This is a genomic window from Lysinibacillus sp. PWR01 (assembly GCF_043359455.1).
GTDB lineage: Bacteria > Bacillota > Bacilli > Bacillales_A > Planococcaceae > Lysinibacillus > Lysinibacillus fusiformis_F.
The window spans coordinates 48,594-61,081 of record NZ_JBHERJ010000096.1; the positions used below are offsets into that span (position 1 = coordinate 48,594).

Here is a 12,488-nt window from a genome sequence, read left to right on the forward strand (position 1 = left end):
TTGACCATTATACCATTTCACAACGAATTATTGTTGAGCTCCCTTGAAATTTCACTTTCTGTTGTGACGAAAAAAGTGGGAAGCAAGATGATATTCAGTAAAACAGGGCCAACGATAACTAATAAATCAATGCCCGGACTAAAATATAACCCAAATGCTGTAATTAGACCCGATAAAACAAGGAACACGATTTGTGCGACAATAATCAAGATCGGCACCAATTGATACAGGTAATTAAGTTTACGGAACTGATGCATATTGTCTGGATTTTCAATGATTTTCCTTTTTAACCGTCTGGATAAAATAAGACAAGCAAGCAGTTGGATGGCCATAAAGCAAAAATAAATGACACTGTATACAAGCAACTGACTTTTTTGAATGGTGCCATCAAAATGGCCTACTCTTTGGTTTAATAACTCTTGGACGGCTCCCTCATAAACATATTCACGCTCGCTTAAAAAAGTAAAAGGCTCCATAAAGCCAAGCGCTGTCCAATCCTTTGTATTGACAGTCCAATTGGATAATTTACTCGCTAAAATGCGCAATTGAATAGGATCTTGCTCGCCAAACATCCCTACGAGGTTACGATAGGGAATCGCTACTTTGAGCTGACCATCTTGCTTTTCTTGATATAAATCCTGAATATAAAAGGTATAGGCAACATCGGATTTATTGGCCTCGTAACGGGTCTCTCCAATTTTCCAATGATTAGCTAAGGAGGCTTGAATGCCGTTTTTCATTTCTGTATAGGGCACATCCTTATGCAAATGCTTCGGAATCTTATAGACAAAATGATGATCACTGCCAATAAGACCGATTTCTACTTCGACTTTATCTTGATTCACCGTTTTAGCCATCGTGGTCAATGGAATGGTGATCATAGCGATGAGGAAAAAAAGAATAAGTGTTAGAATACCTTTTTTCACGCAATCGTCCCCCTATTCGTCACTAATGATTAAATTTACCGTATCATAGCCATGTCCGAAAACACTATTTCGTTATTCCGAAAAAACAATAGTGGTTTTCCGAAACACGTTATTTCGGTATTCCAAATTTATCAATAATTAGCGATAATATATAGGAGATTCTAATCATAAGCAAAATCGAGGTTTCACAATGAAAAAATGGACATATTGTATTTTTCTTACATATTTAATACTTGGTATTTATGTATTAGGTATTGCCATCAAAACACCCTTTATTAGTCTCACTCTTGAGACGACAAATGGGCAGCCTATTTTTGTGGATAGCTATTACCCCGAATGGGCACAGCAAAAAAATATTGAAAAAGGAGATATCATTGTGGCGATCGATGGGCAGCCAACCATGGAGAATCGCTACGTTCAGCGACAAATGGTCGTTAGAAGTGCCAATTCATTAACGATTCAAAAGGCCGATAAGAGCATTCAAACCATTGCAGTCCAGCATCGAGATATGCCAGAAGAATTATATTTGCAAATTTTGTTCCCAATCTTTTATTTTTTCCTAGCTTTCAGCGTCGCCCTTTATGTTTGGCGACGTAATCAAAACAATCTTTCAACGTTTTTATTGATCCTGTTTTTATTAACCTGTTCCATGGCCTATATCAGTACGGGCGCATCAGCAAGAGGAAATATCATTGGGATGTTTGTCATTGGCATTTGTATTATTTTATGCATGGTTCTCTTTATTCACTTTTTACAACACTTTTTCAAGTACCTACGAATCAAATGGACTTACCCTCACAGTAAATGGCTATACTTATTAACGCTTATCATCCCTGGCTGTTATTTAATGGAGAGCGTCATGCCCGCAGTACGTGAGGTCACGCCTATCTTGAACTTAAGTTTATTTGCTGTCCTTGTGCTGTATGCTATTTATATTTTATTAACGAGTTATTTACGCACAAAATTGGCAAAAATTCGTTTAATTGCGCTTGCCTTTATCGTGCCGTTTTTGCCCTTTTTATTATTTTTCGTTACACCTGAAATTTTAGGACATAAGCCGATATTACACGCTGAAATCGCCGCATTGTTTTTATTATTTATTCCGTTCTCTTTTCTGTTCATTCAGGTGAACGAACGATTATTCGATATTGAATACCAATTATCACGATTACGCTATTATTCAACACTAGCCTTTTTCAGTGCACTTCTGTTGACAGCGGGAATTGCCCTGTTATTCTTGGGGCAGCTATCCATCGTCCATGTCACAAGTATTTTTTTACTTGTCTTCATGGTCATCATTGCGAGCTTCTATATAAAAGAGCGCATTGATTTTAAGTATCGAAAAATTATCTTCTCTTCTACTGGAAATTATGTACATAATTTATATGCGGCTGTTCAGCGCATGGGCAAAGCAAAAAACCAGCAAGAATTATTGGATCGCTTTAAATATGAAATCACCGAGAAGCTTGGGACAACAGCGTTTCATATCTGTACGATAACAGAAGATTTTCCACAGCATGTAGGCCATTATACGCAATTACTGTTACATGATGCTGGAGAGGAAAAGATCATGCTAGAAATACGACATGCCCTGCAAAAGGAAGAGCTCCTTTGGTTAGAATTGCTTGCGCTGTATGTGTCGATGTTTATCAATAATTTACAGCAAATCGAGGATTTAGTTCAGGAAATTCAGCATATGAAAAACACCAGTGATACACCGCTTCCTTGGCTCGATAAATTGCTATGGAATATTATTGAGAAAGAAAAGAGTATTTTAGCACAGGAATTACACGATACCATTTTGCAGGAGCAGCTTCATTTAGCCAGAGAGCTTGATGTTCTTGCCGGCTCTCCTACTATTAAAAAGGAAACCGTGCTAGCTATTCGTGAACAGCTATTAAACGCAACAAAGGACTTACGAGAATATTGCGAGAACCTAAGTCCCCCACTATTGGATACCTTTGGCTTACAAATGGCGTTAAAAAAGCTCATTCAAAAGGTAAAAATACGGGCTGACTTTTTATTAAACGCACAAATTGATCGTGTGCACTTCCAGGATGTCACCCTTCATCTCGTGGTCTACCGTCTCGTTCAAGAGCTGTTAAATAATGCAATCAAGCATGCCGAAGCAACAGAGGTTTCGCTACAATTACAAGCAATCCCTCAAGGCTTTATCCTTCAATATGATGATAACGGTATTGGCTGCGACATTGACGACTTAATTCAGTCCTCTGCATCAATGGGCATTAATGGCATTCGTGAACGTGTCCGTGCTTTTAATGGTGACATCACCATCCAATCGAGTCGTAATGAAGGCATGCATATTTTTATACAAATACAAGAGGACGGGGATTCATATGATGAACATACTTATTATAGATGACCATCCTGTCGTTTTAGATGGTACGAAAACATTGTTGCAGGATTTAGCCAATGTTCATATCGAAACCGAACAGGATAGCGCAGCCGTATTATCAAGAATGGATACAGATACCTTTCAATTATTTTTAATTGATATCAATATGAAGCCAATCAACGGCATTCAACTATCAGAAATGATCAAGAAAAAACAACCAGAGGCATTGATCATTCTTTATACAGGCTACGAACTTTCCGATTATTATGAGCTGCTGATTGAGAAAAAAATTGACGGCCTACTATCGAAGCTGGCGACAAAGGAGCAAGTCATCCAAACCATTCAAGCAGCCCTAAGAGGTGAGATTTTACTAGCAGCTGATTTCTTAGACTTTGTCCAGCAACGCACCAACCTGCCGAATGTTCAGCAGGAGGTTTTACTGAGCGACAAGGAACAGGAAATACTACAGCTCGTTGCCCAAGGCTGTACAAATAAAGCCATCGCCTCTGCTATCGGTGTCACACAGCGTACGGTGGAAAATTATTTATCGAAGCTATTCGTCAAGCTCAATGTAGAATCACGGGCAGAGGCTGTCATCGTCGCCAAGGAAAAAGCATGGATCAATTAATGAGGAAATAGCGTTTCTTTACTATTAGATTACAAATGTAAATTTTTCCTTACTAAAAACGGAATTTACTGGATATACAAACAATTCTGTACTATAATAAGGGTAATAATTACATTACTTCATTGCTATGATTAAAAACGCGTATTCAAAAGTAATACGAGCTTTTGAATACGTTTTTTATATGTGATAGAAGCAATTGATTGTTGAATTTTTTTGGGAGGGTGTTTACATGACACAAGGTACAGTTAAATGGTTTAACGCAGAAAAAGGTTTTGGCTTCATCGCAGTTGAAGGTGGCAATGATGTATTCGTACATTTCTCAGCTATCCAATCTGATGGCTTCAAAACTTTAGAAGAGGGCCAAAAAGTTGAATTCGGCGTAGAAGAAGGCAGCCGTGGACCTCAAGCAACGAATGTAGTGAAACTATAATCTTCACTTAACATAGACGTGCATAGAAAAAGAGACATCCGAAAATGGATGTCTCTTTTTCCTGTTTTAGGACCTATAAAACCTAGTTACTACCCCACCTTACCTTCACTATCATCATATCAACTTGCGCAGGTAGCCCCTCCATCCTGACTAATATAAATTAATTTGGTAATACTTTTTTGGGCGTCCACGAGTGGTGGAGGTGTTGCTTGGTAATTCATGTGCTAAGTTTTTTTCATGGAGTTGCTTTAAAATGCGGTTTGCAGAGCGTACCGTAATGCCAAGATGTGTACTGAGCAGTTCTCCACTGACGATTGTTGTCGTTAGTTTTTCCAACATCGCTTCAATTTTTTGTAATTGTAATAAGGGAATATCGTATGTCGTACTTAAATTTTTTAGGTGCTGTTGTTTTTCATCGTCAAACTGTAGCATCGTTCCATATAGCAAAGGGCCGATTTCTCGTGTATTTTCAATAATATACCCCTGTGTTTCCTTTGAGGAGCAGAGAGTTGCGGCTTTTTTAGCAAACTCCTGACTATCAATTAAAGAGTCACCAATCCCCCACCCTATTCTGACAGGAAAAGATAGTTTCTCATTTAAAAAATCAACTAAATGACAATGTGAATAACTGTTCGTTGTACTTAAAAATTGCTTATATGTCGTGATAATCGCAATGAAGGAAGCCTCACGATGCACGATAAATGAGCTGGCATACAGTTGTTTGAAATCTAAAATGGATTTGTATAAGGCGATTTGCCGATATTCTAAGTCATCTATATTCGATTTGTCTATGGGAATTAAAATATGCACTACCACAACTTTATTTTGGTTAAGCTGACGGATTTGCAGTTGATTGAGAAAATGATCTACTGTTAATTGCATGGCATATTGAGACGGGTAAAAAGCGATAAACGGTATATTTTGAAGAGCTAAGCGTTCACGTATTTCTGCAATGCGTGTAAAGCTTAAATCAATCTTGTTTTCTTTATGCAATTGTATGTGCCATTCTGCAGCTTTATCGATAATATCACTACTTGCGTACTCGCTCATCGTTTGGCTAAAAAGATAAGGTTTTTTTCCAATCGACCATTCATGAATGCCCAAATAGCCGTTTTCCTCATAGCAAAAATCAATGGCGATGCGATTCATCGCAATCTTTTTCTCATAAAAAAGCTCCGTAACGGTACGGTAAAAATCACGCTCTGAAATATCAAAATAATGCATGGGTACCGTTACTTCTTGAAAATGTTTTTGAGCATAGAAATATGGAATTTGCCCGCTAAAAAGTGCCCCATCTCCCCCATCTAAATACTTTTCTAAAAGCTCATTTAAATGGTCAAAATCAGTATAAGCATAGTAATGAAATTCACAAAAAGAGGGTTTAATTTTTTCAAGCTGTTGAACCCATGAAAGTGAGCGTTTTGCGGTAAAAACATTAATTTTATACATACAGATAGCTCCTTAATAAAAAATAAATATTGAAAATAGTCAGAAAATATGGTTTCTTTGTATAAAGGACATAGATTTTCAGTGTCTTAAAATAAAGACATTGGATTTTTAAAGAATAAGTCTAATAAAGTATAAAAGGAGATGAAATTTATGCAAGGGAATTCACAAACAATTAAGAAAAAATCTTGGATTGACAATATGTTAGATAAAATCGAGCGTGCAGGTAATAAGTTACCAGACCCTATCACGTTATTTATTATTCTAGCAGGTGTTGTACTAGTTTTATCATGGGTCTTTTCTATGCTAGGTATTTCAGCAGTCCAACCCGGTACAAACGATGTCATTCAAGTAAAAAATCTACTAAGCCAAGAAGGACTCATCTTAATTTTAACGCAGATGGTTTCAACATTTACAGGCTTTGCTCCTTTAGGGTTAGTCATCGTGACCATGATAGGTATCGGTTTAGCTGAGCAAACAGGTCTCATTTCGGCTGTCATGAAAAAAATTGTGATGTCAGCACCTACAAAATTAATTGTACCTTTTATCATTTTTACAGGTTTAGTTGGTAACTTAGCTGCTGACGCGGCATTTATCATTTTACCACCCATTGCAGCCATGATTTTTATGAGCGTTGGTCGAAATCCATTAGCAGGCTTAATTATTACATATGCAGCTGTAGCTGGAGGCTTCAGTGCCAACATATTAATTAGCTCTCTAGACGTATTATTATTAGGGATTACAGAATCAGCAGCACAGATTGCAGACCCTGCGTACACTGGTCGGGCAACGATGAACTATTACTTCTTAATTGCTTCGACTTTTTTATTAGTCATTATTGGTACATGGGTTGCAAAAAAGTTTACAGAGCCTCGTTTTGGTACGTTTCATGGTGAAATTGAAAAGCTAGAGCCATTGACAGCTTTAGAAAAGCGAGGGTTAAAATGGGCTGGAATCGTAACGGCAGTTTATAGTCTAGTGATTGCTTTTACAGTCATTCCATCGAACGGTCTTTTACGTGATCCTGCAACAGGTGGCTTTTTAAATTCACCTTTCATGTCAGGCATTGTACCCATTATGTTATTCTTCTTCCTATTACCTGGTCTTGCCTATGGTATTGCAGCGAAGGAAGTTAAAAACGATAAGGAAGTTGCAGAGAAAATTTTTAAATCCATTGCTGATATGGCGCCCTTTATTGTATTAGCGTTTGCGGCTTCACAAATGATTGCCTTTTTCAACTGGAGCAATATTGGTTCTATTTTAGCCATTAAAGGTGCGGAGCTTTTACAAGCATTAAATTTTACAGGTTTACCAATGATGATAGGATTTGTTTTAATTTGTGCCTTTGTCAACTTATTAATCGCAAGTGCCTCTGCAAAATGGGCTTTACTTGCACCGATCTTCGTACCGATGTTCCTATACTTAGGCTATTCCCCAGCAGTTACACAAATGGCCTATCGTGTAGGTGATTCGATTACAAATCCAATTACACCTATGTTACCGTATTTCGCGATTTTACTGTCGTTTGCAAAGCGCTATGATAAAAATATCGGTATCGGTACGCTTATCTCTTCTTTATTACCGTTCTCAGTGTTTTTCGCAATCGGTTGGATTATCCTCTTCGCCATTTGGTTCCTACTAGGTCTACCGCTTGGCCCTGGAGATTATATTTACTTAAAATAAGGAGTGTTATTAAATGACAACATTACAACAACAGTTAGCAGATTTATTAAAGCAATATGAGGAAGAGACGATACAGCTTCGTCGTCATTTCCATGAAAATCCTGAGCTTTCCTTTGAGGAAGTAGAAACGCCGAAAACCATTGCAGCCTTTCATCGCGCATTAGGTCATGAGGTTCGTGAAGATGTAGGTGGCAATGGTGTTGTGGCGAAGCTCGTCGGTGGGAAACCAGGCAAAACAGTAGCATTGCGCGCAGATTTTGACGCTTTAGCCATTACGGAAGAAACCGGCTTACCTTTCCAGTCGAAAATTAAAGGGCGTATGCATGCTTGTGGCCATGATGGACACACAGCTTCCCTGTTAATTTTAGCGAAGGCGTTCAACCAAATGAAGGATGACCTAGAAGGAACAATCGTCTTTATCCATCAACATGCAGAGGAGCTTGCGCCAGGTGGAGCAATTTCGATGATTAGGGATGGCTGCTTAGAGGGGGTAGATGTGATTTTTGGTACACATTTATGGGCACCCTCTGATCTTGGTAAAGTGCAAACAGCTAAAGGCCCATTAATGGCTGCAGCAGATGGTATTTATATGACGATAAAAGGCAAGGGCGGCCACGGTTCAAACCCAAGTGATACCAAGGATTCCATTGTCCTGGCAGCACAGTTTATAACAAATTTACAGCAGCTTGTCGCACGTCGTATCAACCCATTACGTCCAGCAGTAGTGTCGATTGGGCATATCGAGGCATTAAATCCTTTCAACGTTATTGCTGATCAAGTGTACATGAAGGGTACGGTGCGCACTTTCCACGAGGAGGAGCGTCTTTTGCTAGAACATGAAATCGAAGAGCTCTTAAAGGCCACATGTTATTTAACAAAGGCAGACTACGAATATGAGTATGTGCGAGGCTATCCGCCTGTTGTGAACCATGAAGCAGAGACTGAGCATATAATGGCGTCCGCAGAGAAAATTGCAGATGTAGAGTCTGTTGAAATTGTTGATCCGAATATGGGTGGTGAGGACTTTGCCTATTTCTTAGAGGAAATCCCAGGGGCCTTTTTCTTCACAGGAGCAAAAAATCCTGATTGGGAAGAAGTCTATCCGCACCATCATCCAAAATTCGACATCGACGAGCGCTCATTACGAATTGCCGCCAATGTCTTAGGCCAAGCAACATTAGACTATTTCGCAAAGAATCATTAAAAAAGAGCATTACGAAGTGCTAAATGCATTTCGTAATGCTTTTTTCGGTTGGTTATTTTAATAAGAAGAAAAGGCAGATCAAAGAGGTTTTCTCACTGGTTGAAGCGATTTTCTTATTAGTTGGATCACTTTTTACTTAGTTTGGAGCGGCTTCCTTACTGGGGGGAGCGCTTTCTCCTTATTTTGGAGCGGTTACCTTATTAGTTGGAGCGCTTTCTCTTTATTTTGGAGCGGCTTCCTTACTGGGGGGAGCGCTTTCTCCTTACTTTGGAGCGGCTTCCTTACTGGGGGGAGCGCTTTTCCCTTACTTTGGAGCGATTACCTTATTAGGTGGAGCGCTTTCTCCTTATTTTAGAGCGGCTTCCTTACTGGGTGGAGCGCTTTTCCCTTACTTTGGAGCGGTTTCCTTACTGGGTGGAGTGCTTTTCCCTTACTTTGGAGCGGTTTCCTTATTGGTTGGATCGCTTTCTCTTTATTTTGGAGCGGCTTCCTTATTAGTTGGAGCGCTTTTCCCTTACTTTGGAGCGGTTTCCTTACTGGGTGGAGCGCTTTTCCCTTACTTTGGAGCGGTTTCCTTATTGGTTGGAGCGCTTTTCCCTTACTTTGGAGCGGTTTCCTTATTGGTTGGAGCGCTTTCTCCTCTCTTTGGAGCGGCTTCCTTACTGGGGGGAGCGCTTTTCCCTTACTTTGGAGCGGTTTCCTTATTAGGTGGAGCGCTTTCTCCTTATTTTAGAGCGGCTTCCTTTTTGGGTGGAGCACTTTTTCCTTATTTTGGATCGGCTTCCTTACTGGGGGGAGCGCTTTCTCCTTATTTTAGAGCGGTTACCTTATTAGATGGAGCGGTTATCTTGAAAGTTGGATCACGTTGCCCTTACTTGTGAGTTGTTTCCGCAAAATAGGTTCACCCAGTATGATTCTCTCGCTGGGTAGATCACTTTTCACTCGACTACTCTTCAATTAGGATCACTCCTCAACCTTTTTCGAGAGACTACTCCTCTAGTAGGATCACTTCTCAACCTTTTTGGAGCGGTTACTCCTCCATTAGGATCACTTCTCACCATCTTTAGAGCGACTCCTTCTCAATTAGGATCACCTCTCACACATTTAGGAGCGACTTCTCCTCCATCAGGATCACTTCTCAACCTTCTAGGAGCGGCTTCTCCTCAAGTAGGATCACCTCTCACCCTTTTTAGAGCGGTTACTCCTCAATTAGGATCGCCTCTCACTCATCTAGGAGCGGTTACTCCTCATTTAGGATCGCCTCTCAACCTTTTTGGAGCGGCTTTTCCTCAATTAGGATCACTTCTCACTCTTTTGAGAGCGACTACTCCTTCCATTAGGATCACTTCTCATCCTTTTTAGAGCGACTACTCCTCAATTAGGATCACTTCTCACCATCTTTAGAGCAACTCCTTCTCAATTAGGATCACCTCTCACACATTTAGGAGCGGATTCTCCTCCATCAGGCTCACCATCTTTGGAGCAACTCCCCCTCACTCAAGATCACTTCTCACCTTACTTCAGAGCACCCCACCTTCAGCTAGGCATAAGAATGTAAGCCGGCGATGACTAGGTTGACAAATACTTGGTTGAACACGATGATGCCGAAGCCGATGATGGCCAGCCAGGCTGTTCTCTCGCCTTCCCAGCCTTTGGATAGGCGGAAATGGAGGAAGGCTGCGTAGAATAAAAAGGTGATTAATGCCCAGACTTCTTTCGGGTCCCAGCCCCAATAGCGACTCCAGGCAATTTGGGCCCAAATCATGGCGAATAGTAGGCCACCTAATGCAAATAATGGGAAGCCGATGACAACAGCGCGGTAGGATATTTCGTCCATTAATTGTGGCTGTACACGACTTGTCCATGGTTTTAATAAGGCACTCACTGATTTTCTTGTGATTAATCGAATGACACCATATAAAATAGTACCAACGATAAATGCCCAGACAATCGAGTTTAATTTCTTGGCGTCTATTTTGTTTGTGATTTCGACTACACCTACTGCATCACCTTTTTCGGTGACGGCTCCTTTATTAACAATCAGGGGCATCATGGCGTAAGTGGCTTGTTCTTGCTGTCCCTGTGCATTATCGAATTGTACCTGTACCTCTTCTGTGGCAACGCTGAAAAAAGTCGATACGCCGATAAAGCCAATGACAACCACCAAACAATACAACACAAATTCAAGCCCGTATGTACTGATAGATTTTTTAGAAATATCCAGCGTTCTTAATAAATAAATCAAACCTGTGGCAAAGGACACGGATAAAATGGCACTAGAAAAGGCCACTGTCATGACATGAATAGTTAACCAGTGACTTTGCAGAGATGGAACAAGTGGCGATACTTCCTTCGCGAAAACGCTTCCATAGCCAAGGATGATTAAGGACACAGGAATAGTAAATAAGCCAACTACGATTTGCTTATATAAGAAATGGATAATTAAGTAACTTCCTGTAAGCATGATGCCAAAGAACGTCATAAATTCATACATATTGCTGACAGGTGCATGGTCAACCGCTACCCATCTCACAACAAAGTATACGAGCTGTAGGGCAAAGGCTAGATAAGTGAGCAGTAATCCTAGCTGACCGAACATTTTTCTCTTCGATTTGACCGCAAGCCCTAATGGCACAATAGCAATGAGCAGTAAAATAAAGGCAATAAATAAGGCATTGCTACTAATGGATAATAAACTTTCTTGATTCAATAGAATCCCTCCAACGTCTTTTTTTCGGAATTTGCTTCCAACTACTAAGAACGTTACAGATTGCAAGAAGTGCCATGTTTTCCCTTTAAATATTTTTATTTTGAAGAATTGTTACATTTTTATGACATATAAGGAAAAGGAGTGAAATGAATAGAAGAGTCGTGGTAGGAAAATCATTATGTAGAAGGATTTGCAAAGACAGTATCCCATTAAATGGAAATGAACTTCATCTAAAAATGATATGCCTCTATCTACATCCTACAAAAAATTGTAATAAAAGTCTATTTCTTTTTATCTCTACATGGGACAATAATGATGCGCACAATTGACATAACGTTATGTTTCATCAACTGGAGGCTTTTTAATGAAACAAAATATTTATGATAATCCGATATTTTTTCATCAATATAAGACATTGAGACAAAAAGCATATAATTATAATCGTCTTTTAGAGCAGCCCACTATGAAGGCATTACTTCCACCTTTAACAAATTTACGGGTACTTGATATTGGCTGTGGTATGGGTGATTTCGCCAAGTATTGTATCGACCATCAAGCCAAGCATGTAACCGCATTAGATGTTTCGAGCAATATGCTGACCATTGCCAAGCAGGCGCATGCTCACCCCCGAATTGACTATCGGCTACAGGCAATAGAGGATTACGAAGCACCCTCGAATAGCTTTGATTGTATAACCAGCTCCCTATCGCTTCATTATGTCAAAGATTTTGATGCGGTAATTGCTGAAATTGCTCGCATGCTTCATCCTAACGGTGTATTTATTTTCTCTGTGGAGCATCCTATTGCTACAGCTCGTCACACAACGGAAGATAATTGGATATATGATGACCATCATCACCGTCTGCACTACGCCGTGGATCATTACCAGGATGAAGGCTTGCGTGAGCAAACATGGTTGGTGGAGGGTGTTGTCAAATATCATCGCACCTTAGCAACAATGGTTAATACATTGATTGCTCATGGGTTAACGATTGATAAAATCGTAGAACCGATTCCAAGCCAAGAAGCCATTCAACAGCTTCCTTCCATTGAAAAGGAGCTACGCAGACCGTCCTTTTTATTTATCAAAGTAAAAAAATAAACG

General features: G+C 39.8%; 10 protein-coding genes. 7 read left to right on the forward strand and 3 right to left on the reverse strand.

Going from position 1 to position 12,488, the window contains the following annotated elements:
- Positions 1 to 17 precede the first annotated feature (17 nt).
- Positions 18 to 926, reverse strand: coding sequence for a hypothetical protein (locus tag ACEVFT_RS22315; protein ID WP_393951335.1), 909 nt, complete (start codon positions 924 to 926; stop codon positions 18 to 20).
- Positions 927 to 1,116: 190 nt separating this feature from the next.
- Here ACEVFT_RS22315 and ACEVFT_RS22320 point away from each other — a divergent pair, with 190 nt between their 5' ends.
- The 3 genes from ACEVFT_RS22320 to ACEVFT_RS22330 all read left to right on the forward strand — a co-directional run bounded on the left by ACEVFT_RS22320 (position 1,117) and on the right by ACEVFT_RS22330 (position 4,340).
- Complete coding sequence (locus ACEVFT_RS22320) at positions 1,117 to 3,309, forward strand: ATP-binding protein (RefSeq protein WP_393951336.1); 2,193 nt, start codon at positions 1,117 to 1,119, stop codon at positions 3,307 to 3,309.
- A complete protein-coding gene (locus ACEVFT_RS22325) occupies positions 3,284 to 3,910 on the forward strand; it encodes a response regulator (protein ID WP_342534631.1) in 627 nt (208 codons plus the stop codon). The genes ACEVFT_RS22320 and ACEVFT_RS22325 overlap by 26 nt, the downstream gene beginning before the upstream one ends.
- A 229-nt stretch (positions 3,911 to 4,139) precedes the next feature.
- A complete protein-coding gene (locus ACEVFT_RS22330; protein ID WP_004230248.1) occupies positions 4,140 to 4,340 on the forward strand; it encodes a cold-shock protein in 201 nt (66 codons plus the stop codon).
- Positions 4,341 to 4,490: 150 nt separating this feature from the next.
- Here ACEVFT_RS22330 and ACEVFT_RS22335 read toward each other — a convergent pair whose 3' ends face one another.
- The gene (locus tag ACEVFT_RS22335; protein ID WP_393951337.1) at positions 4,491 to 5,789 is read right to left on the reverse strand and encodes a hypothetical protein; all 1,299 of its coding nucleotides are present in this window, start codon (positions 5,787 to 5,789) and stop codon (positions 4,491 to 4,493) included.
- A gap of 150 nt (positions 5,790 to 5,939) precedes the next feature.
- Between ACEVFT_RS22335 and ACEVFT_RS22340 the strand changes: the two genes are divergently transcribed.
- The 3 genes from ACEVFT_RS22340 (at position 5,940) to ACEVFT_RS22350 (ending at position 9,554) form a co-directional block, all read left to right on the forward strand.
- Entirely contained in the window at positions 5,940 to 7,469 is a 1,530-nt protein-coding gene (locus ACEVFT_RS22340; RefSeq protein WP_342534630.1) for an AbgT family transporter, read from the forward strand.
- A gap of 13 nt (positions 7,470 to 7,482) precedes the next feature.
- Positions 7,483 to 8,673, forward strand: a complete 1,191-nt coding sequence (locus tag ACEVFT_RS22345; RefSeq protein ID WP_393951338.1) for an amidohydrolase — start codon at positions 7,483 to 7,485, stop codon at positions 8,671 to 8,673.
- 452 nt (positions 8,674 to 9,125) lie between these two features.
- Entirely contained in the window at positions 9,126 to 9,554 is a 429-nt protein-coding gene (locus ACEVFT_RS22350; RefSeq protein ID WP_393951339.1) for a hypothetical protein, read from the forward strand.
- Between the two features lie 659 nt (positions 9,555 to 10,213).
- Here the strand turns inward: ACEVFT_RS22350 and ccsB are convergent.
- On the reverse strand, positions 10,214 to 11,383 hold the full coding sequence (ccsB, locus tag ACEVFT_RS22355) for a c-type cytochrome biogenesis protein CcsB (RefSeq protein WP_393951340.1): 1,170 nt from the start codon (positions 11,381 to 11,383) through the stop codon (positions 10,214 to 10,216).
- A gap of 364 nt (positions 11,384 to 11,747) precedes the next feature.
- On the opposite strand from ccsB, the gene ACEVFT_RS22360 reads away from it, so the two are divergent.
- Positions 11,748 to 12,485, forward strand: coding sequence for a class I SAM-dependent methyltransferase (locus ACEVFT_RS22360; protein WP_393951341.1), 738 nt, complete (start codon positions 11,748 to 11,750; stop codon positions 12,483 to 12,485).
- Positions 12,486 to 12,488: the final 3 nt, after the last annotated feature.